The organism is Weissella coleopterorum, from assembly GCF_011304355.1.
GTDB lineage: Bacteria > Bacillota > Bacilli > Lactobacillales > Lactobacillaceae > Weissella > Weissella coleopterorum.
The window spans coordinates 1,012,988-1,035,596 of sequence record NZ_CP049888.1 but is presented as its reverse complement, the minus strand read 5'-3'; the positions used below and the strand labels follow the sequence as shown (position 1 = coordinate 1,035,596).

The 22,609-nt window shown below is 35.5% G+C and carries 23 protein-coding genes and 2 pseudogenes; 22 read left to right on the top strand and 3 right to left on the bottom strand.

The features are described from left to right. Positions 1-3: 3 nt before the first annotated feature. The 11 genes from G7084_RS05325 (at position 4) to G7084_RS05280 (ending at position 9,182) form a co-directional block, all read left to right on the top strand. The gene (locus tag G7084_RS05325) at positions 4-933 is read left to right on the top strand and encodes an MFS transporter (RefSeq protein ID WP_246163757.1); all 930 of its coding nucleotides are present in this window, start codon (positions 4-6) and stop codon (positions 931-933) included. Beyond that, complete coding sequence (locus G7084_RS08265) at positions 891-1,205, top strand: MFS transporter (protein WP_246163756.1); 315 nt, start codon at positions 891-893, stop codon at positions 1,203-1,205. Before G7084_RS05325 ends, G7084_RS08265 begins: the two co-directional genes overlap by 43 nt. A gap of 198 nt (positions 1,206-1,403) precedes the next feature. After that, positions 1,404-2,120, top strand: coding sequence for a response regulator transcription factor (locus G7084_RS05320; protein WP_166010718.1), 717 nt, complete (start codon positions 1,404-1,406; stop codon positions 2,118-2,120). Beyond that, positions 2,120-3,481, top strand: a complete 1,362-nt coding sequence (locus G7084_RS05315; protein ID WP_166010716.1) for a sensor histidine kinase — start codon at positions 2,120-2,122, stop codon at positions 3,479-3,481. The genes G7084_RS05320 and G7084_RS05315 overlap by 1 nt, the downstream gene beginning before the upstream one ends. Positions 3,482-3,504: 23 nt before the next feature. Next, a complete protein-coding gene (gene udk, locus G7084_RS05310; protein WP_166010714.1) occupies positions 3,505-4,140 on the top strand; it encodes a uridine kinase in 636 nt (211 codons plus the stop codon). Between the two features lie 43 nt (positions 4,141-4,183). Further along, the gene (pepA, locus tag G7084_RS05305; protein ID WP_166010712.1) at positions 4,184-5,260 is read left to right on the top strand and encodes a glutamyl aminopeptidase; all 1,077 of its coding nucleotides are present in this window, start codon (positions 4,184-4,186) and stop codon (positions 5,258-5,260) included. Positions 5,261-5,262: 2 nt separating this feature from the next. Then, positions 5,263-5,919, top strand: a complete 657-nt coding sequence (ytpR, locus tag G7084_RS05300) for a YtpR family tRNA-binding protein (protein ID WP_166010710.1) — start codon at positions 5,263-5,265, stop codon at positions 5,917-5,919. A 9-nt stretch (positions 5,920-5,928) separates the two neighbouring features. Continuing rightward, complete coding sequence (locus G7084_RS05295; protein WP_166010708.1) at positions 5,929-6,228, top strand: hypothetical protein; 300 nt, start codon at positions 5,929-5,931, stop codon at positions 6,226-6,228. A gap of 18 nt (positions 6,229-6,246) precedes the next feature. Continuing rightward, a complete protein-coding gene (gene murC, locus G7084_RS05290; RefSeq protein WP_166010706.1) occupies positions 6,247-7,587 on the top strand; it encodes a UDP-N-acetylmuramate--L-alanine ligase in 1,341 nt (446 codons plus the stop codon). 94 nt (positions 7,588-7,681) lie between these two features. Further along, a complete protein-coding gene (locus G7084_RS05285; protein ID WP_166010704.1) occupies positions 7,682-8,398 on the top strand; it encodes a Bax inhibitor-1/YccA family protein in 717 nt (238 codons plus the stop codon). 142 nt (positions 8,399-8,540) lie between these two features. Further along, a complete protein-coding gene (locus G7084_RS05280; RefSeq protein WP_166010702.1) occupies positions 8,541-9,182 on the top strand; it encodes an NAD(P)H-binding protein in 642 nt (213 codons plus the stop codon). Positions 9,183-9,818: 636 nt separating this feature from the next. Here G7084_RS05280 and G7084_RS05275 read toward each other — a convergent pair. Beyond that, entirely contained in the window at positions 9,819-10,541 is a 723-nt protein-coding gene (locus tag G7084_RS05275; protein WP_166010700.1) for an SDR family NAD(P)-dependent oxidoreductase, read from the bottom strand. Between the two features lie 482 nt (positions 10,542-11,023). On the opposite strand from G7084_RS05275, the gene G7084_RS05270 reads away from it, so the two are divergent. The 3 genes from G7084_RS05270 (at position 11,024) to G7084_RS05260 (ending at position 13,018) form a co-directional block, all read left to right on the top strand. After that, the gene (locus G7084_RS05270) at positions 11,024-11,329 is read left to right on the top strand and encodes a hypothetical protein (protein ID WP_166010698.1); all 306 of its coding nucleotides are present in this window, start codon (positions 11,024-11,026) and stop codon (positions 11,327-11,329) included. 24 nt (positions 11,330-11,353) lie between these two features. After that, positions 11,354-12,423, top strand: a protein-coding gene (locus G7084_RS05265) for an IS3 family transposase (RefSeq protein ID WP_166009179.1) whose coding sequence is annotated in 2 segments (ribosomal slippage) — positions 11,354-11,570 and positions 11,570-12,423 — 1,071 coding nt in all. Because the reading frame shifts where the segments join, the coding sequence is not laid out codon by codon here. Between the two features lie 217 nt (positions 12,424-12,640). After that, positions 12,641-13,018 (top strand): LPXTG cell wall anchor domain-containing protein, encoded by a 378-nt coding sequence (locus G7084_RS05260; protein WP_166010696.1) that lies wholly within the window; start codon positions 12,641-12,643, stop codon positions 13,016-13,018. Positions 13,019-13,056: 38 nt separating this feature from the next. Here G7084_RS05260 and G7084_RS08445 read toward each other — a convergent pair. After that, a pseudogene (locus G7084_RS08445) lies at positions 13,057-13,185 on the bottom strand (IS3 family transposase); the annotation flags it as partial. A 1,083-nt stretch (positions 13,186-14,268) separates the two neighbouring features. Here G7084_RS08445 and G7084_RS05245 point away from each other — a divergent pair. From G7084_RS05245 to G7084_RS05220, 7 genes are all read left to right on the top strand, one after another. Further along, on the top strand, positions 14,269-14,703 hold the full coding sequence (locus G7084_RS05245) for a hypothetical protein (protein ID WP_166010691.1): 435 nt from the start codon (positions 14,269-14,271) through the stop codon (positions 14,701-14,703). Positions 14,704-14,741: 38 nt separating this feature from the next. Next, complete coding sequence (locus tag G7084_RS05240) at positions 14,742-15,923, top strand: thiolase family protein (protein WP_166010689.1); 1,182 nt, start codon at positions 14,742-14,744, stop codon at positions 15,921-15,923. Positions 15,924-16,141: 218 nt separating this feature from the next. Then, positions 16,142-16,270, top strand: coding sequence for a hypothetical protein (locus G7084_RS08360; protein WP_281346929.1), 129 nt, complete (start codon positions 16,142-16,144; stop codon positions 16,268-16,270). A gap of 63 nt (positions 16,271-16,333) precedes the next feature. Beyond that, positions 16,334-16,843: a hypothetical protein gene (locus tag G7084_RS05235; protein WP_166010687.1), complete on the top strand. Its 510-nt coding sequence runs from the start codon at positions 16,334-16,336 to the stop codon at positions 16,841-16,843. A 440-nt stretch (positions 16,844-17,283) separates the two neighbouring features. Beyond that, complete coding sequence (locus tag G7084_RS05230; protein WP_343032798.1) at positions 17,284-18,012, top strand: EAL domain-containing protein; 729 nt, start codon at positions 17,284-17,286, stop codon at positions 18,010-18,012. A gap of 74 nt (positions 18,013-18,086) precedes the next feature. After that, positions 18,087-18,800 (top strand): EAL domain-containing protein, encoded by a 714-nt coding sequence (locus G7084_RS05225; RefSeq protein ID WP_246163752.1) that lies wholly within the window; start codon positions 18,087-18,089, stop codon positions 18,798-18,800. 74 nt (positions 18,801-18,874) lie between these two features. Beyond that, positions 18,875-20,062, top strand: a complete 1,188-nt coding sequence (locus tag G7084_RS05220; RefSeq protein WP_166010681.1) for a GGDEF domain-containing protein — start codon at positions 18,875-18,877, stop codon at positions 20,060-20,062. A 35-nt stretch (positions 20,063-20,097) separates the two neighbouring features. Here the strand turns inward: G7084_RS05220 and G7084_RS05215 are convergent, their stop codons facing one another. Further along, the gene (locus G7084_RS05215) at positions 20,098-21,633 is read right to left on the bottom strand and encodes a helix-turn-helix domain-containing protein (RefSeq protein ID WP_166010679.1); all 1,536 of its coding nucleotides are present in this window, start codon (positions 21,631-21,633) and stop codon (positions 20,098-20,100) included. Positions 21,634-21,837: 204 nt separating this feature from the next. Here G7084_RS05215 and larD point away from each other — a divergent pair. Then, positions 21,838-22,550: pseudogene (larD, locus tag G7084_RS05210) on the top strand (D/L-lactic acid transporter LarD). Positions 22,551-22,609: the final 59 nt, after the last annotated feature.

Below are 22,609 nucleotides of genomic sequence, written 5' to 3'. Positions count from 1 at the left end.
TTAATGGAAACTGAAATGAAAAAGCAAAATTTTAGTTGGCCTTTGTTGGCTTCAAACTTTGCTTCAGTTTTTGGTGAAGGAATTTATCGATTTGCATTAAACTGGTTTTTAGTGGCTAGTTTTGGAAATGCTAAAATTTTAGGATGGTTAACAGGATTCGGCTTTGTAGTCTTTATGATCTGTGACTTGATTGTGGGGATATTATTGGATCGTTATAATCGAAAGATGCTCTTGGCGGGAGCGGATTTAGTTGGAGGATTATTAATTTTAGGTCTTTCATTTTTCTTGAATCCTGATAACCCACAAATTTGGTTATTGTTTGCAGTGACATTCGTTTTAAATGTTGATATTTCATTTGCATATCCTGCTGGTCGAACATTATTGCCCGATGTCATTAAAGCGGAACGGGTTCCCCGATTCAACGCAATGATTAGTATGGCGTTTACTCTGGGCCAGGCTTTAGGACCGATGGCGGGAGGTGTATTACTTTCATTAAATTGGATTAATTTTAAGGATTTTTTGTTAATTTACAGCGGTTTATTAATATTAACGGCGGGAATTAATTGTTTGATTCAGTATCACCCACAAAAAATTGTGCAAAACCATCCTCCTATGCTAAAGGGAATTGTAGAAGGTTACCATTATGTCTTTAAGACGCCTAAGCTATTGGAATCAATGTTATTGGCGATGTGGTCCAATTTCTTTTTTGAAGGCTTCGTTGTAGCGACGCCATACCTAGTTCAAAAAGTTTATGGCGGAGATGCTAAGATTTACTCAAGTATGTTATCGCTTGCGGCCATTGCAGGGCTTTTAATGGGGGTTTGGCTAGCACGTGTGCCGAAATTCAACCGGTTGCAGACTTTGTATTTTGATTTATCAATACTAGGGGGATGTATCTTATTGCCGCCCTGTTCCCTTATCTTCCGGTCTTGACGGTATTGGTGATTATTGCAGGAGCGACTCGTGCTGCGGTAACGATTAAAATTAATACAGTTAACCAACAAGAAAGTGACCCTAAATTTTTAGGACGTGTTATGAGTATTTCGTTCTTTTCGATTGATCTATGGGTGCCTTTGATTGTAATTTTAGTTGGCTATATGGTAGCGCCATTTGGTTCAACAATTCTTTACTTCTTCGGGGGATTAATGTTAGTGGGAATTTGGACGATTCATTGGTTAATTAAAAATAAACAAAAAACCAATTAAGATGACAATTTATAAATTTATCGACCAGCATTTTAGGCTTTTAATGAGCTAGAAATGCTGGTTTTACTTTTTTATTAAATTAAGATTAATCTTAGAAAGATAATTTGGATTATCGTGTTGAAAGTGTTGATATTGAGCCATATTTTTTGCTAAAATGATAGTTAGTATATTTATTACATCTAAATGGGGGCAATGTTTATGACAACTGTCTTGGTCGTTGATGATGAACCGGCAATTGTAACATTAGTAAAATATAACTTAAAACAGAATAATTTCAATGTGATATCAACAGGTGACGGCCGTGCAGTCCTTGAGTTGGTTGAAAAACATCAACCGGATTTGATTTTATTAGATTTAATGTTGCCGGGGGTTGATGGAATGACCATTACAAAACAATTACGGCAACAGCATAAGCAGGTCCCCATTATCATGTTAACGGCAATGGATTCTGAAAGTGATAAGGTCAATGGACTGGAAAATGGGGCGGATGACTATTTAGCAAAGCCCTTTCAAATTAGAGAATTGTTAGCCCGCGTTAAGGCAGTCTTACGGCGAAATAATAATCAGACTGTAAAAGTGGTTAAACCTAAAGAAATTATTGAAACGCTTCAGATCGGTGATATTATGATTGATTTAGTTCAGCAAAATGCCTATCAAGGGTCAACATTGTTGAACCTAACACCGAAGGAATATGACTTATTGGCTTATATGATGCAACATGCAGGACGGACATTAAACCGGGCCGAAATGGCTAAAGGGGCTTGGGATATTGAGCTATCTGGACTTGATACTCGGATGGTTGACATGCATTTATCCAATTTACGGGATAAAATTGAAAGTAAATCCAAACCATCGGTACTGATTAAAACAATTCGTGGCTTTGGCTACCGCTTTAGTCAGGAGGAGGGACAATAATGGTGAGATGGTCGAAATATGTTCGACAATGGTTGGTGCGTACGGTGATTGTTTTTTTAATTATTAAACTCTGTACTTTGATCATACTCAAACTAAATCCCGAAAAAATAGCTATCTCGATGTGGCTAAGCTTAGAATTGGAACTAACTCTAGCGGTGGTCTTAGGTTTAATTTCAGCAGTGATGCAATATCAGCAGGATCAGGCCTTGGCTGAATTTAATCAACGTGTCGGTCAAATTGGTGAACGTGGTAATATTATTTTAGAACCAAAACATCGTCTAGCCCCTCTAGCAAGGACTGTCAATCAACTCCAATCCCGTCAACAGGCGCAAATTCAATTATCTTTGCATAATGCCAATATCTTAAATACAGTTTGGAATGATATGCCCGTTGGGATCATTGAAATAACAGCTAAACGACAAATTTTAAGAATTAATCCTACTGCCCAGCAGGTGTTGCAATTAAAACATGATGTAATTGGCCAACATTACGATGATGTTTTAAATTATCATGAGTTAGTCGTGTTCATTGAACATGGAATTATCAGTGAGGGTAATCACCATAAAATGATTACGTTAGACCAAGATAATAAAGCGATGTTTTTAGACTTAACGATGGAGTATTACCCTGCCGAAGAACAAGTTGATACGGTGGTAATTGCTTTCTATGACGTGACGGATTTAGTCGAAGCACAATTCCGACAAACTCAATTTTTAGCCAACGTTTCGCATGAATTAAAAACGCCGCTAACTTCCATGCTAGGGTTTACAGAAACATTAATCGCCGATCCCGAGATGCCTGTGACAGTTCGACAAGATTTTATTGGAATTATTGCCCATGAATCGGAGAGATTATTAGATTTAACAAATGACATCCTTTCGTTAATTAAGACAGGCGATCAAGTTTTGCCAATTGTGCAGATTGATGTTAATCAAGTTGTGCAAACGATTTTAATGGGACAATCACAAGCCGTTCAAATTAAAAATTTGCGGGTTGAATTAACTACCAAACTACAAATTGCATATTATTTGGAACCACTTCAGCAAATTTTAAGTAATTTAATTTCAAATGCTATTAAATATAATCGGGATCAGGGCTTGCTAAAAATTAAAGTCGAAAAGACAGGCCAACGTTTAAAAATTAGCGTTAAAGATACTGGCTTTGGAATTGCTAGTAGCGCACAAGATCAAATTTTTGACCGCTTCTATCGGGTGGATAAAGCACGTAATCAACAAATTCCAGGGACCGGCTTAGGCTTATCAATTGTCCATGAATGGGTTGAAAGCCTCCATGGTACAATCAATGTCAAGAGTCAATTAGGCGTTGGGACAACGATTAAAGTTGAGTTACCAATTAAATAAAGATAAAGAGAGAATACAATATTATGGTAGGAAAAAAACCAATTATTATAGGGGTGAGTGGCGGATCTGGTTCAGGAAAGACCACAGTTAGTCGTGAAATTGTGGAACACTTGGCTGGTGAATCAGTGGTGATGATTGCCCAAGATTCTTACTATAATCAACAAGATTCGTTGACTATTGAACAACGGCGGCAGGTTAACTATGATCATCCAGATGCGTTTGACACTGAACTTATGATTAAACAGTTAAAACAATTATTACAACGCGAAGCCATTGAACAACCAACCTATGATTATGTGGTCTCAACACGTTCGAAAGAAACTTTGACGATACAACCGGCTGACGTCATCATTGTGGAGGGTGTTTTATTATTTGTTGACGCAAATTTGCGGGATCTAATTGACATTAAAGTTTACGTTGACACTGATGATGATATTCGATTTATTCGACGTTTGGAGCGAGATATGGTTGAACGTGGTCGGTCGCCAGAGTCAGTTATTAGTCAATATTTAGCAACGGTTAAGCCGATGCACCATCAATTTGTGGAACCAACTAAAAGATATGCCGATGTGATTATTCCTGAAGGGGGAGAAAACAAAATTGCAATCAATATGTTAGAATCACAAATTCGTGATTTTTTAAATCCAACACGGCATTAATTAAACGGGCTCATTTAACCCTAATGAAGAAAGAAGGTTAAGGATGGATACGCACACGTGGGAACGAATCGTTAAATATACTGAATTACAGGGAACCTCTGGTCAAGAATTTATGGTCCGTCAAGCTTTTCGTCAGGATTTAGCCCCATTAGTGGATCAAATAGTTCAAAATGGGCTAGGGGGACTGTACGGGTTACGAGAACATCAAAGTAAACAAGCACCTCGGATTATGTTTGGGGCGCATTTTGACGAAGTAGGATTCATTGTCAAAGCGATTACGGAGCGAGGTTTATTACAAGTCAAACCGTTAGGGGGCTGGAACCCATTTGTAGTTTCAGCGCAACGTTTTACTTTATTTACTCGTAATGAAAGTTTTCCGATTATTTCATCATCGATTCCACCACATTTGCTACGAAATCAAAGTAATGTGAATGGCGCCCCCAATTTAGATGACATCTTATTTGATGGCGGATTTAGTTCAAAAGCTGAGGCCTTGAATCTGGGTGTGTGCCCGGGCGACTTTATTGTGCCCCAAGTCAAAACGGAATTGTTGGCTAACCGTAAACGTGTTATTTCCAAAAGTTGGGATAATCGTTTTGGGCTGGTAACGATTTTAGATGTCTTAGAAAAAATTAAAGATCAGAAATTACCGAACACGTTAATGATGGGAGCAAATGTTCAAGAAGAAGTCGGTCTGCGAGGCGTTGGTCCAGCTGTGCATCAACTTCAACCGGATTTGTTCTTTGGATTAGATAGCTCTACAGCCGATGATTTGGTCACTGCGACGGGTCAAGGTCAATTGGATCAAGGAACCATTTTAAGAGTAATGGATCCGGGTGTGATTATGCCTAAGCGGTTAAAAGAATTTATTTTAGATATTGCAAGTGATGAAAAAATCCCGCTCCAGTTTTTTGTGCCAAATGGAGGTACGGATGCTGCTGGTGCTCAGTCACAAAACAATGGGATTCCGGCAGTCACTTTAGGCGTTGCTTCACGCTATATTCATACACACCAAACGCTTTGGTCAATTGCTGATTTTGAAGCAGCAAAAGCCTTGGTAGAGCGTTTAATTTTGCAATTAGATGCAACCACTGTCAATGATATTATTTATGGAGATTAAGTATGTTAATTACAAGTTATAACCCACAAGCTTTAGGGGATGTTTTAATTACAATTGTAAGCCCGTCAAGTGAAAACGATGTCGCTGAAACAAAAAATGGAGTGACAGTTATCACTAATTCTACTGGAGAGCTAGTCGGGATTAATTTTCTAGAGATTTCAAAAGTGTTGGAGGTTAGCAATTTAGCACAAGGACAGGTTTTTTTAACTGCTAGTCAAGTCGATCAATTAAATCAATATTTGAAGACAGCCGGATTTGAGGTGACTTTGAATGGACTGGAACAAGTTAAATTGGTCGTTGGATACGTCCGTAGTGCAGAGGCTCATCCCGATTCAGATCATCTCCAAGTGACGGTAACGGAGGTTGGACCAGACCAAGTGGTGCAGATTGTTTCAGGGTCACCGAATATGCAAGCCAACATTAAAGTAGTGGTCGCTCAAGTCGGCACGATGATGCCAAATGGATTAATTATTTGGCCGGGCGAACTACGCGGGGTCACCTCAAATGGAATGATTGTTTCGGGGCGTGAATTACAGTTGCCCAATGCACCTAAGCAACCAGGAGCGTTAATTTTGCCGAATGATTTTGCTCCCGTCGGAACCATTTTTGACCCGCACTCACTAGCAGCGCAAAGTTTATTTTCAGTTTCGAAAGCATAAGGAGCTGATATGTTAGAACGACCGGTATTACGTTATCAAGAATATCTCCCCAATTATGAAAAGGCCGTCCAACAGCTCATTCAACAAAAACGTGCGCAGGGCTATATTAATTTAGCACCAGCAAATTCGATCACGGCCACGCCAGCGAATTTATCAAAGCAGGAACCCGAACGACCAGCGCAGGTGGTCATCGATACTAATGAATTACTGGTGAAAAATCGAGGATTGGGCTTGAGTTTAAATGATATTATCTCGGAAGAGCAATCAGTCGCGCAACAAGTGAACTTGAATTATTTTAAAGAAAAATAAGAAGAAGGTAACAAAGAAATGGACAAGCAAAAAACTTATTATTTTATTGGAATTAAGGGATCGGGAATGAGTTCACTGGCTTTAATCTTACATGATCAGGGTTATGAAGTGGCGGGATCTGATATTGATCAATATACTTTTACCCAAAAGCCGCTTACGGATGTAGGAATTTCAATCTACCCTTTCGATGCGCAAAATATCAAACCCGAGATGGTTGTCATTCGTGGGAACGCCTTTGATGATAATCAGGTTGAAGTTGCCGCAGCCATGGCTCTGGGAGATGCGATTGAATTAATCTCTTATCCGGACTTAGTTCAAAGCCTAATTACTCAATATACTTCAGTTGGAGTTGCAGGTGCGCATGGTAAAACCTCAACTACGGGACTTTTGGCCCATGTTTTGTCGGGAATTGCGCCAACTTCATATCTAATAGGAGATGGTACGGGAAAAGGTGTACCAGATGCACGTTTCTTTGCCTTTGAGGCCGATGAATACCGGCGTCATTTCCAAGATTACACCCCGGATTACGCAATTATGACCAATATTGATTTTGATCATCCAGATTACTATCAAGATATTGATGATGTTTTTGACGCTTTTAATGATTTTGGTAAAAATGTTCAAAAAGCGATCTTTGCATGGGGGGATGATCTTAAATTGCGTGAAATACAAGTTAATGTTCCCGTATATTATTATGGACTAAACGCAGAAGATGATTTTATCGCGCAAAATATCAAGCGTTCAACCAATGGGTCGAGTTTTGACGCCTATTATCACGAAACATTTTTGGGTAATTTTCAAGTACCATTGTTTGGACAACACGGAATTTTAAATTCTTTGGCGGTTATCGCTATGGCATATGTTGAAGAAATTGATCTTGATTTATTACGAAAAGAATTGCTAAGTTTTAAAGGTGTTAAGCGTCGATTCACTGAGAAAACGGTGGGGGATGTTACTATTATCGATGACTATGCGCACCATCCATCTGAAATTAAAGCAACGCTGGATGCGGCCCGGCAAAAGTTCCCAGACCGCGAATTGGTCGCCGTGTTCCAACCACACACCTTTTCACGGACGATTGCTTACCTAGACGAATTTGCCGAATCTTTAGATCTGGCGGATCGCGTTTATCTAACTGAAATTTTTGCTTCTGCCCGTGAAACGAAGGGTGATATTTCCTCAGCAGATTTGGGAGCTAAAATGACGAAGTTTGGTGGTATTATTTCACCAGAAAATGTGGCACAATTAATGCAGCATGACCAAAATCCGGTTGTGGTCTTCATGGGCGCCGGGGATGTCCAGCAGACAGAGTTTTCATATGAGAAAATTCTTGCTAATGTTACGACTAACTTGCAATAAGCCCTCATGGTTAAGCTGGATAATTATGGTTAATTTAAGGGTTTTAGACTAAAATTGTATTTATAATTAATTAGGTAAAGGAGTAAGGATATTTATGGATAATTTACAAACAAAAGGTCCGCGTTTAGTTAATCCTGGAGCTTCAGGATTAAATTCTTTTTTCCTTAGGGTTTACAGCTATATGGGGATGGCATTACTCGTGACTGCTGCGACGGTCTTTATTGGAGTGACGATGTTTGCTCAACAAATTCTGGCTTTAACAACTGGGCTAGTGCCCACGTTAATCTTGTTTGCCTTATTATTTGGAATTAGCTGGATGGCAAATCGTTCGGCCATGAAAAATCCAGCCCGTTCCTTTGGATTGTTGATGGCGTACAGTGTTATCATGGGATTGTTCTTTACTTCAATTCTGTTATATATGACCCCACAGACGATTATTTTAGCATTCATTACAACTGCTGCATTATTTATGGGAATGGCGCTCTATGGTGTTACGACTAAGCGAGATATGTCAAAAATGGGAACTATTCTATTTGGGGCAGTATTTGCACTGGTAATTGGGATGTTGTTAAACATCTTTATTGGTGGAACCGTCTTGTATATGTTGATTTCGTGGGCGGGAGTCCTTGTCTTTGCGATCATCACAGCTTATGACATGAATCGCTTAAAGCAAATGTATTTACAGGTGGCTGGCGATCATCATGCTGAGCAGGGTGTGGCAGTATATGGAGCGCTAAATCTATATTTGGACTTCATTAATTTGTTCATTTATATTTTAAGAATATTTGGAATGTCATCAAATAGTAATTAATAACTGGCGCGGTTAGGATATAATATATCTTAACCGTACTTTTGTTTTTAGCAAAAATTAAAATGTAATTATAATACGGCTTTAAAGAAGCTCATCAAATCAATCATAAGTGGTTTTAGAAATAGATAGAAAGAAGGATTTTATGCAAATTTTAGTGGTCGGGGCTAGTGGTCGAGTTGGACAAGCCTTAATGCAAGTTTTAGAAGATGCTGGGCATCAAGTTATTGGAACTAGAAATCAAACTGTTAATGGTGAAACAAATAAGTTAGTGGCCTTGGACTTAGTCCACGCGACAGTGGATGAGTTGGCGGCTACGCTTCAACAGATGGCGACGTTTGACGTCGTGTATTTTGTGGCAGGATCACGCGGTAAAGCGCTATTAGAAGTTGATTTAAATGGCGCGGTTAAACTGATGACTGCAGTGGAACAATTAGGAATTAAGCGTTACATCCAATTAAGTTCATATAAGGCAGATCGTCAAAGTGAATGGCCTGGTGGTTATACAGCGAGCTTGACGCCATATAATATTGCTAAATTCTATGCTGATCAATGGTTACAAACTAGAACAAGCTTAGCTTATACGATTTTGCAACCTGGAACTTTAACCGAAGAACCAGAAGTGTCTGGGGTAGAACTTAATGGTGATCAACCTGGGGAAAATACAATTACAACCGTAGCATACGTTTTGGCTGAATTAGTGAATTACCCCGCTACAATCGGGCAAACGATTGTTATGCGGTCTGGTGATATGACGATTAAAACGGCCTTAGAGGCATTAAATTAATTTTGATATGAGAATATGAATATTCGCTTCGACTTAATAGTTGAAGCGATTTTCTTTTAAATAAAAGATTTCAATTTATTTGTAAAGTTGAATTGAACTCAAAAATTAAAGCTTATTCTAAGTGATTGATTGGAATTTTTTTTGAGGTTTTATCGAAAATTTTCCGTTCAATTTTGTTTGTATTTGTTTGCCGTTTTTATAAAACACAACATAATAAATAATTTAAGACATGCATAATGTTTTAAAATTAAACATTTAGTTCATGCATTATCTCTATAAGGACTAAGCTATTTTTCTAATTGCTTCAACTTGTCATTTCCCGATTTAAAGAAGATAGATTTTTCACGTTAGATGGTCTCAATCATATGTACATTTTCAGAAATTAATTGTAGCTGTACTTAATACACCTGATTTTTAGTATTTGCTGAAAATTTTGGAATTAAATATTTGAAGTGTTACACTACCATATTTTTGAGAGTAAATACATTTTTGATTTGTTTTGTTAGGAAGCTAGATAAATACATATGTACTTCTTTACTAAGTCTATTGGAATTTATTTTGAAAACATGATAAAACCCCATTAGTTTTTTTCAACTAATAGGGTTCAGTTCAAATGCTAATTATGATGTGATATAACTAGACTTCTGTCATTAAATATTTTGAAAGTCGGTGCTTTGCAATATCAGTGTTATATTTACCATTGCTTAATGGGACGATATGACCGTAATTGTCTATGAATTTACCATTCATATTATCCATATTAGGATTTAAAGCTAGATATGATACGGGTACTTCGGTATTTTTTACGGTCTTCGAGTGCTTCATTAAATTGCTTTGTACATCACCGGGGAAAAATGCGTTTACATTAATGTTATTAACTTTTAATTCTTTGGCAAGTAGTTTCACTAATAAGGTTTTATGGGTTAATTCCCACATTCCACGTAGTGTGATATTAAATTGAAGTTCCCAAATTGGCATTTTTTGAATAGGCTTAGGCATACCGGTTACAATTGCAATGCTAGGATGTTCTGCATTTGATAGTAAGTTTTTCAAGGCATGGTCTAAAAAATAATGTGATCTGAGATTAATGTCAATGTTTATTTGACGTGATTTAGGGTAAACACCAGCGCAGTCGATTAATACCTCAATATGATTGATTTTTTCTTTGATTTCAGTTAATACTGATTGTAAACCAATTTTACTACTAATATCTCCTAACATATAAGAAATATTTCTATTTGAATTTATTTGTTTTATTGCTGATTCGGCTTGTTCTTTGTTTCTTCTGATTAGGATTAATTGAACGTCCTCATTTGCTATGCTTTTTGCGATTGCGAATTCAACTCCTGACGTCCCCACCTGTTATTACTATATTTTTCGTAGACATTTCTAAATCTCTATTCAAAAAATTTTATATTTATTATAAAGTCAAATAATTATACTCCTTGATGTCTTATCGAAACAGGATCAAATAGAGAAATAATGTTTCAAAAATATAATAAATTATTTTAATGGTATCAAATGTAACGACACACAAGTCAAAAAATGAAACAAATCAGACAAAAAAAAGAAGCGCTTACTTTTGGCAACATTGTATACTTAAGTTATTCAAATATTAATATAAACTTAAAATAATAAATTAAATTGACATTATTTTAGAAAGTGGACGCATAATGACGGAGCACAGCACAGCACAGCACAGCACAGCACAGCACAGCACAGCACAGCACAGCACAGCACAGCATTTTTAATTAGCGAAAAAAACACGGAAGTGTGGTTGATGTAGAATTTCCTACAACAGTCATATTTTTTATTTAGCTTTTTGAAGGAGTTGATGATAGGTGGATGAAGAATTAGAGTACCTGATAAATCAGTTAAAGAAAAGCACTGATAGTGGTTTGACACTAGTTAATAGATCAAAAAGAAAGTATTTAACAAAAAAGGACGATTTAGAAACTAGTGTTTATATATTAATTGATGGAGTTGTGATTACTAGTTTAGTTGGTTCTGAAAACCAATATAATTTTTATTATTTAACTAAACCGGGAATAGTGACTATTTTAGGAACAGAAGAAGATAGTGTTGTTGTACAACCATTTGATATCTTGGCTCCTATGATGGAATTACGGACAAATTGTTCGATATAATACATCATAAAGGAGCTTTTTATTATGGTTATCAAATATTCAAATGACTTTAAAGAATCGATCGTAAGCTTGCATAAAGTTGGTCGTTCAGCTAATTCATTAGCAAAAGAATACAACGTTAGTGTTTCAACGGTTTCTAAATGGGTTAATCAAGCCGATCCTAACAATACGAAAGTATTGTCAGCAAATGAAAGGGCATTGATTAAAGAAAATAAACAACTAAAAGAAGAACTTGATATTTTAAAACGAGCAGCGGTGCTTATGGCGAAAAATTGATCATCAAAGGACGTATTCCTACCTTAAAAATTATTAATGACAATCTACAGGTTGGGCACCGCATTACTAAAATTTTGAACGTCCTCAGAATTCCACGATCGACTTATTATGGCTATATACATTGGAAGCCTGGTAAAACCCTTCTTCGTCGCAATTTCATTAAGCAAAAGGTATTAGATGCATGGTTAAAATATCCTATGTATGGATACCCGCGATTAACAATTTTATTAAATCGTCAGTTAAAAATTAAAATTAGCCAGCGTATGGTTTATAAACAGATGTACGCTTTAAAAATTAGGTCTAGGATGACTAAACGAATTAATAAGCCTAAAACACATACTGAATATGATCAACGACCAAATCTAATTAAAGGATTACCTGATCAATCCAATATTCTTTTAACAGATATTACGTATATTCCCGTTAAAAATACTTGGGTTTATCTAGCTAGTGTGTACAATCCCGTAACCCGGCGGGTTATTTCTTATAAAGTTGGAAGTCATATGACTAAGGAATTAGCAACCGACGTCATTAATCAAGTCGCAGTAAAGTCTGTTAAACCAAGCATTATTCATAGCGATATGGGGAGTCAGTATACAAGCGATTTATTTGAAAGTACTTTAACTCGTTTTGGGATTAAGCATTCTTATTCTCGTAAAGGACAACCTGGTGATAACGCAAGAATTGAGAGCTTTCACTCAATTTTGAAGCGTGAATACATTAATTTTCAAGAATTTAAGACAATTAATGAAGCAATAGCTGGCATTGATAGCTATATTCGCTGGTATAACAGTGATCGAATTTCCCTTGTAGCGTAGCTACAAATAAATCATATTAATATCCCGTTTAAAACGATAAGTATAGACGGGTTGTTTAGAATGGCATGGAAACATTAAAGGATGCACTTTTTTAGATAAATCACATACTTTACCAGTACGTTAAATAATTAAAACGTTTTTCAAAATTTATTCGTATTTTTATGTCCGAATTATTGACATAGGAGCCAACCCAAATACAAATACACCAAAAAAACCTGTGAACCCGGTAACAAAGACACCAGTGTTACCTGCAGATCCAGATATAAATACTCCTACTAAACCATTTGAACCAATAGTTGATATTCCACGTCTTTCAGTTTATCCAAAAGTTCAAATACCAACTATGCCAATAAAACCAAATATTGATAATCCAAATATTCCAGTTAATCCAGAAATAAATGTACCGACGTTACCAGTGGTTGATACTGACAATAGTGACTCAAATTCAGATTCTGATAATAACACCAATAGTGTTGTTAACACTATTAAAACGATGTTACCTAAGACTTCAACTCAAAAATTAACATTTACTGGAACTGAAATGTTAATTTTAATGTCATTAGCTGGATTGATTATCTGGAAGAAACACAAATAGAATAATTTAAAAGCTTACTGATATAATCTGAAGTGAACCTATTGGACTGGATAAAAAAATTGTCTAGTTTTCTTGATGGACCCAAGTCTGTATTCAATAGGTGAAAGGCTGCCGAGTCTTTCTTTTATTCGCATATTATTGTAATACTGAATGAATTCTTTTAATTGTTTCTTAAATTTATCTTAACTTATTATGAGTTATATTTGCTTTTATTATATGGGAAAAGTTTTCGATATATGCGTTATCAATTGGCGTTTTCTTATGTCTCATACTCTGTTCAAGGCTCGCTTGTTTTATTTTGTTTATAAATTGTTTCAATTGGTAATGCATTCTTTGATCACTATGAATAATCGCATTTTGTATTTTAGAATATTAGTCAATGGGTTTAATACAAGCTTTTTAACCTTGTGTATAGTTAATTTCTGTTATATCTGTGACAATTTTTTGATAAGGTGCACTTGCTTTAAAGTCGTGTTTAATCAATCGGTCACAGATTTCTGCAAACACATCCTTATAATAACGATAACGACGGATACTTTTTTTGAAAGTCGTACTTAATAATCCGTTCTAGCGCATGATTCGTAGAACGCGTTTATGATTAATTTCGAATACTTTCATCTTGAAAAGTATAGTGATTCTGCGATAACTATATTCTGTTTTAAATTTAGTTGATTTTACATCCTGAATGGCACTGAAGAGCACTTTATCACTTTTGTAATGATTAAGGTGAGGGAAGACATAATAGTAACACTTCGGCTTAGTTTAGCGCTATCGGTTAATTCATCCAAGATCATGCCATTGATTAATTCACGTACGTAGTGTCTTTTACGATGGTATATTAAAATATCGTGTAATTTGAAATAGTGTCTTAGAATATTCAAGACAGTCCCTAACAACTGATTTCTTGAATTGATTTGTATCCGTTGCCATAAAAAATAATCCCCTAAGTTGAACATTATTTTATCTAACCTAGGATGTTTACTTTACTAGATTAATTTTTAGTTGATAGGTTTTTTTATTATGCACAGTAAGCTACTCTAAATGAGATTAAAAAACAGTATTGGTAAATTTCATATCCAATTGTGCGAATTCTTTAACGGGTACTTTAGTAATGAAATAAGTTGAATGTCTTGATATATATGAATATTGACATTGATTAATTGGATGTAATAAAATATTTGTTATAGTTAAAGCTTATTTTATTGTTACCTCGTCATAATTAAATTATGAAAGACGGAGGTACCTAGTTAATGGCAAAATTAAAGAATTTTTCAAAAGTGAATCCAGTTAACCAAGCCAAGCTCTTTTTGATTAGCTCACTTGCAACAGTCATGGTTACCGTTAATTTTAATTTGTTTCAGCCAGTGGTCGCTAATGCAGCGATCACCGAGCAAACAGCCACCGTCAGTGATGGTATTGAAAATTTAACTCAAGTTCGATTAGCTGGACCATTCAATGAGCTAAATAATTCGTTGGACGCTTCACAGCAAAAGATGCAAGTCAAAGGAAACTATCAGGCGGGAGATCTCGTCCAGGTCATGCTGAATGGTACCGCATTTATAGGAGTGGTTCCTAATGATGCGAAAGTGGGGTTGCAGATTGCGTTACCCATAGTTGTACAGCAAAGCAGACTAAACGTGGCAATTGAGGGAACTTTGTATCAGGGAAATATAATTTCAGATTAATCAAATTATCAAAATGATGATCCATAGGAGAATAAATAATGGAGCGAGTTTATATTGTTGGGGCTAAGCGAACCCCCATTGGAAAGTTTGGTAGTGTCTTTGCGCCTTTAACCGCCTCGGATTTAGGGTCATTCGCAATTAAAGGAGCCCTAGAACAGTCTGGGCTAGCACCTGATCAAATTAGTCAGGTCTTGATGGGAAATGTTGTACAAGCTGGTCAGGGTCAAAATCCGGCGCGCCAAGCGGCGTTAAAAGCAGGGCTACCGATTCAAGTGCCAGCCATAACGATTAACGATGTATGTGGTTCAGGGTTATCTAGCATTAATATGGCGGCAGCTTTAATTCAGGCCAAGCAGGCAGATGTCATCGTTGCGGGAGGAATGGAGAGTATGTCTAATTCACCCTACGTTTTGGATCAAGCTCGTTTTGGCGCACGGTTAGGGGATGGCAAGATGGTAGATGCCTTATTGTCAGACGCGCTTACTGATGCGCAGGGCGGCTTTCATATGGGAATTACTGCTGAGAATATCGCTGACAAATATCATATTACTCGTGAGCGCATGGATCAGTTCAGCTATGAAAGTCACCAAAAGGCGATTGCCGCGATAGACCGACAAAAGTTTGATGATGAGTTGGTATCTGTGCCAATGGTTGATCGAAAAGGCCAAACTTATACTATCGCACAAGATGAGGCTCCACGGCGAGACACGTCGATTGAAAAATTGGCAAAGTTACCTACCGTTTATAAAACGGATGGAGCGGTCACCGCAGGTAATGCTTCGGGGCTTAATGATGGGGCGGCTGCCGTGGTATTAGTTAGTGAAAGTAAACTACACGAATTAGGGTTAAAGCCCTTGGCTCAATGGCAAGGAGCATCATTGGTTGGACTCGAGCCTGAACTCATGGGGATTGGTTCTTACTATGCGGTTGAAAAGTTATTCCGTGATTATCCGTATTTTAAGCAAGCGGATGTTGATTATTTTGAATTAAATGAAGCCTTTGCTGCCCAATCTTTAGCCTGTAATCAACTCTTGAATATCGATGCAAATAAAGTCAATCCAAATGGCGGAGCGATTGCTCTTGGACATCCAGTCGGAGCTTCTGGCAGTCGAATATTAGTCACATTGATCTATGAATTAATGCATGCTGATAAGCATGTTGGGGTAGCTGCCCTTTGTGTTGGTGGTGGGATGGGTGTTGCAGGACTGATCACGCGATAAGTTTTTTAATTGATAATAATAAATATACTGTTTTAAGAAAATTTGATATTGAAGGAGTAATTGTTATATGACAATTACTCTTTTTTACAATAGAATTATGATATATATTATCAAATACTCCTTATTTTTGTAGGGAATAGGACCACCAGTTGGGATGAAAGCCTGGAATCTAAAACAATTTTGAAAGATAATATTATATCCGTAGATTTAGGTAGCAAATGGAAATTAATGTCGATAAAAATATTGTTCTGGGACAATTTGTATCTGGTGAAGCAGATTTACAACGATCGGGTACCAAACAATCTAAAAATAATTTTAGTCATACGATTGAAACTTTATATAATTAAACTCAAGATAAGAACCTCCCTCTTTATGTCTTAACGAATGAAATTCCGCCCTTTGATTTTCCAATGTTGCATATTAAGCAACAAGTGATTGATTCAAATTATGGTGTGTTGGGAATGTATCTGAAAAGGTGGATTATGATGTATGAATTCATTATGGAGCATCCTGAAATCGAAAAAGTTGCATTAATGGATATTGACGAAACCGAGGTATTACAAAATTTTTTTAAGTTGATAGAAGATGATAAGTTGTACGTTGGGGATGAACTATTTGATTTGTCAAAAAATAATGTTGCGAAAGATCCTAATTTAGATTTTATCAAAGAGTTTTTAATGGATAACGAGCGTTTGCAACTACTCAATCCGGGATTGATCGCAGGAAGTCGTCGGATGATTTTGGGAATTTTATCAATCTATATCTTCCTAGTTGATCGAACGATTGCAGATGGAACGCAAAATCAATTTGAAAATTATGAAATGAATATTTTTAATTACATAATTTATAAATATTTTGATGAATCAAACAGATTGAAACGAAATGTCAAACAACACGATGAACTTTTTTCAATGAGTTAATATTTACTTCGGATCAGGAGCAGGAAAATGGATTTATAGATCAACAAATTAATATTAATGAACAAGTTACCTTCAAGAAAAAATCTAGTTGGTGATAGAAACGATCATGAATGCACATCAGTCCCAAAAAATTAGTATTTCTATTAGCACCAATGCATTAAATTTTAAAACTTTAGATCTGATATTACCTATTAATAATGAACGACTAATTTTATTAGGAAAGCGCCAAGATATCTTAAATGAGATAGTTGAAATTTACCACAATTAATAAGAGAAAGTTAAATTAAAAAATATTAAAAATTGTTACGATGGAATTAGGTTTACCTTAAAACGAAGTTGTTTTAATATTCCAAATTTATGTTTGTTAAATATTTTGTTAAAGGGGTATTTAAATGTTTACAAACAGTATAATAACCATTAAAATTTAGATAGTATATTTAATGATTGGAGTTTGGTACGTACAGATGAATGATTTTTATTTTATGGGTCAAAAAATAGTGAATTTATTAAAATCTGAAGATCCTGAATACGAATTATTACTACGTAGTCATAGTGTTCCTGGTTTTCCGGAAAAAGAATATGTTTCATATATGGTTTCAGAGGACAAACATCTTGAGTATCTAGATTTTTTGGAGCGTGAATTAATTCATATTCTAGAATTGAATCCAGGGCAACACTTCAGCTTAAACCTCGATCAACAAGAACTAGAGTATGATGCAACTTTAGAATTTTTATGTAAAATTGATGTAAAGTTGCGTGTAAATTTGACAATTGAAATTACTGAGTTACCTCCCCTCAAAAGGCATAAAGATTATCCAATGACTATTAATGTTGATGCAATTAGAGATATTAATCTTCTTGGGTATCGAGTATCCCTTGACGATGTAACACAAGGAAATAATTCCATCGGAAATATTTTATTGGTGATGCCGTATATTCATCAAATTAAATGGTCATATGTCCATGTTTTAAATCGGATTCCCAATGCTAGTATTGAAGGCTTAATTCAATTTTTAAATAAATTGAGCCATCAATTTGATTTGGAATTAGTTATTGAAGGGATTGAAGCATCGGAAATATCGGATTGGTTAGTAAAAAATAATATTACCAATCAACAAGGCTTCTTGTTTGCCAAACCAGCGGGTGTGGCGCCAATCAAGCTAATTTAAGTAGGGACGTTTAAGCCGTAGAATGATTTCGGTTATTAATTGGGGGAATATAAAAAATGTATGATTTTTATTTTATGGGTCAGAAGATCGTTAATTTAGCAAAAGATCAATATGATGAATATGAGTTATTGCTAAGAAGTCATAGTGTGCCTGGTTTTCCAGGGGCCTTATATGAAGAAGCAACTAACACTGAGGAACATCATCGAAACTATTTGGACTTTTTAGCCCAAGCATTGCCTCAGATTCTTGAAATGAATCCCAACAGTAGTTTTTCGTTTAATCTAGATCAACAGGAACTTGAATATGCGGGAACATATCAATTATTGAACTTGATTAAACCTGATTTGCGCGACCGCTTGATTATTGAAATTACCGAAAATCCAGCGACGGATCGAAAGTATGAATATTCAACTGCCATTAACGTGGAAGCCTTCAAGGCCATTCATGAACTAGGTTATAAAATAGCTTTAGACGACATGGAACAGGGTAACAATTCAATTGGTAATTTTTTGTTAGTTAAAGACTATTTAACACGAATTAAATGGTCATTAGTGCATGTGCGAAATATTTTGGATGATGAACAAGTGACTCTAATGATTCAATTGCTAAATACCATAACGATTGATAATCATTTAGATCTTGTAATTGAAGGAATTGAAAAAGAAGACTTATCAGATTGGTTGAAAAATCATAATATTACGATTCAACAGGGATATCTTTTTGCTAAGCCAAGTGACATTCTACCAATTCCATTATTGATTGATGAACGGAAAAAAATTATTGATTAAGCAATAAACATCGTTGCACTTGAGTGACGATGTTTTTATTACGCACTTTATGAAAGGAATATGTTTGAAGGACAATGATAATTTTTTTGAATCAATTATGGTCGGCGATCGGTCATGTCTTTACCTACTATACGTTACATGATTTTTTAATCGTATTGGGTCTTTTAGCGGTTGACTTTATTTTAGTTTTATCATTACGAAGCCATTTGCAGGACCCTGCAAAAAAAAGAATACTACATTTGATTGGCGGTTTTATTCCGATTTTAACGATCATCATCTTTCAGACCTATCTGATTATCATGAGTGGTGGCAAATTACTCCTATCACAGACTAATTTACAATTAGTGATACTGTATTATTTTATTTTAATGTTAGATAATAAAACGCAAATAATTTTAGAGTCTTTATTAGCATTGGGTATGCTGGGTTATTTTTTAACCCAGCAGAGCATTAGTTCTGTCCAATTGGGGTTAGGAATTTTGGGGTTAATCATTGTAGTTTTGAGTAGTTATTATATTAATGCTAACCGGAAAAAAATATTAAATAATATGTATCTTTATGTTTTTTGGATGATTATTTGGGGTAGTTCCTGGTGGTTGATTCTAATTTTGGGTGTGCATAATGGCGCAATTTATCAATACTTGGCCTTGTTAATTAAGTTTATTGTTTTAATGACAATCGTGCATTATCTAAATCACTTTGTACGATCCGCCTTAGACCGGTATTTGAGAATTGAAGATTCATCGAAGAAAGATTTTTTAACTGGAATTTGGAATCGAGAAGCTTTTAATCAAGAAAGTGAAAAATCCTTTCAGTTATTTCAATTGAATCAACGGCCATTCTATTTTCTGATGTTTGATATTGATAATTTTAAAGCGTTCAACGATACTTATGGTCATACGACGGGCGATAATGTGTTAAAGTCGGTAACGGCACAAGTTCAATTAACTTTAGAAAATACCAGCTTGGAAAGTAATTTTTATCGACTAGGTGGTGAAGAATTTGGTATTATTATTAATAATGCGACGACGCTAGAAGTGACTTCATTATCAAAGGTATTGGCTAAGAATGTGAAACGTCATCCGATAGTATATGATGGACAGACTTTAACATTAACGATTTCGATGGGAATTACAGTTATTAAAGCTGCAGATCTAGAATTTGATACGATTTACCAACGAGCAGATGATGCGTTATATTATTCAAAGGAACATGGTAAGAGTGCAATTACGATTGAGGATCAATTAATTGAAATTAAATAAAAATAACCCCAACAATTATATTGCTGGGGTTATTTTTATTTTTCTGCTCTTTTTTCTGCAGTAATCATGGTTACAATTTTATGTAAATTGGTACGATCACTGGAATTTAATTGTGGATTGACAAAAATTTGATATTTTTGATCAATAGACTCATCCAGAAAGAGAGCGGTACTAACTAATAGATCAGGTTGCACGTGATTTGAAGTTTTTTGATTAAAGATCGCAACATTAAAATATGGATCTAAAATTTCTCTCAGGTGTAATGTGAAAATTTGTTCCGCATAAGCCGGAGCGTCCATCTTAATTAAAATATTAATTTGGGGATCAAAATAATGGTGTGGGAAGATAAGCATAAAAGCCATTGCATTGAACATGATTGCAGTATTTAATTCGCCAGGATCAAGTTCAGTGTTGTTGGGTAAGGTGATATTTTTAATTCCTTCGAATAATCCAATTTCAATATTACCACCAAAGTGATCCATATCAATATTTGCAATGGTAAAACTCAAATCGTGGAATAAATTCAAATGGAACTGTCCGGCAATAATGGTAGCGAGAAATAGTTCCCCGGTTGGGGTACTAAAATCAATTTTGGTATTAGTCCGACTCTCAACAGCCATGATATACTTGACATTCTTTTTGTAAAAAGAATGGTTCAATTTTTTGAGTTTTTCATAAATAATCTGGGCGCGGTTACTAGTGGAATAGGCATCACTCATTGATTTAAACCAAAGAACAATAAAAGATAGTTCCGTATCGTTTAACCCAAAAAAATTGGTGAGATAATCATAAAATTCTTGATCACGATCATCTAAAATGAGTAGGTCTAGCATCTCCTGACTAATATCACCTGGGCTAATAAAATTATTAACTGAGATTTGAGAGAAGTTGGTGCCTAAGATGTACATGAGTTCCATTAACTTACCTTGATTAAAATCAATTGAATAAATGGTTCCAATGCGTAAAGCTAAATTACGCATGCTTTTTTGAGAAACGTTAGGGAAAGGCCACTGTAGGCCACGATAATTCCGCCATAAAAAAGTAGCTAAACCAAAACGAATTTTGGGTGCTGTTCCATGCAATGATAGAAAGCCTTTGGCAATTAAAATCGAGAGACCGTACTTCTCCATATAATTATTGAATTTAACGATGTTCCGACGCAGAGCAGTTTCACTAATATAGTGGTCATAACAAAATTGTTTGACATTGATTTCTCGTGTCACTAATAATTGTTTACAAATGATTAATGCTACTGATTCATCAATAATTTTGCTGTAAATATGTTGAAAAGAGATGCGATTACCTGTGAAGTAGTATAAATTGTTTTCTTTTTTTATTTCGCCATAATCAATATTTTCATCAGTTTTATTTTCTTCAGCCAAGGTGGCAACTGCATTTATTTCTTCAATATATTTATATATGGTCCGGCGACTTAACGGAAAATATTCTTGAATTGAAGTTACATCAAGACCACGTGGGTAGTCTGAGATAATTTGAAGAATGGCGCCCTGATGATGAATATCGTTACTATAAATATCAGCCGCAAAATGTGTGCTAAACTCTTCAAGCATTATATTCTCCTTGAGGTGCTAGTTATAAATATAATTATTATTTATTTTCATATTTAAATCAAGTGAAAGTGTAGAACTTACCATTAAAACTTTAATAAAGAGCTTAATGGGGAATAAAACATAACCTAATTATACTATTTACTTTACCATTTGAGTTGAGATATAATAATAAGGTTGTAGAATTTGTATTTTTAGGGAGTTAAAATGATTCATAATTTATTAGCTGAGTTTTTAAGCACCGCTTTAATGATTATTTTTGGGGTTGGCGTTCATTCGGACGTAGTATTGAATAATACTAAATACCATGGTTCGGGGCATTTATTTGCGATTACGACCTGGGCATTTGGGATTTCAGTGGCATTATTTATTTTTGGTGGGGTTTGTATGAATCCTGCAATGGCCTTGGCACAAAGTATTTTAGGACTTTTACCTTGGTCTTCATTTATTCCATATAGCTTAGCAGAATTAGCTGGGGGATTGTTGGTTCAATTATTGTCTGGATTATGTATGCTGATCAGTTTAAAGCCTCAGAGGGCAAAATTGATGGAATTACAATTCGCAATATTTTCACGACTTCACCAGCTATCCGAAACTTACCACGGAACTTTTTTGTTGAAGCTTTTGCAACTTTTATCTTTATTACAGGAATTTTGGCAATTGTCCAAATTAAGGCTGAAGGTGTGCCAGCGATCGGAGTTGGTTTACTAGTTTGGGCGATTGGAATGGGACTTGGTGGAACAACTGGTTTCGCGATGAATTTAGCGCGAGATCTAGGGCCGCGTATTGCGCATTGGATTTTACCAATTGCTAATAAGGCAGATTCCGACTGGAAATATGCGTTGCTTGTACCTGGAATTGCACCCTTTGTAGGGGCAGCTTGTGCAGCAGCATTTGTAAAATACTTTTTACATATTTAATTTATTAAAACAATCGAAACTAAGCGCTAATATTTGCGGTTAGTTTCGATTTTTTTATA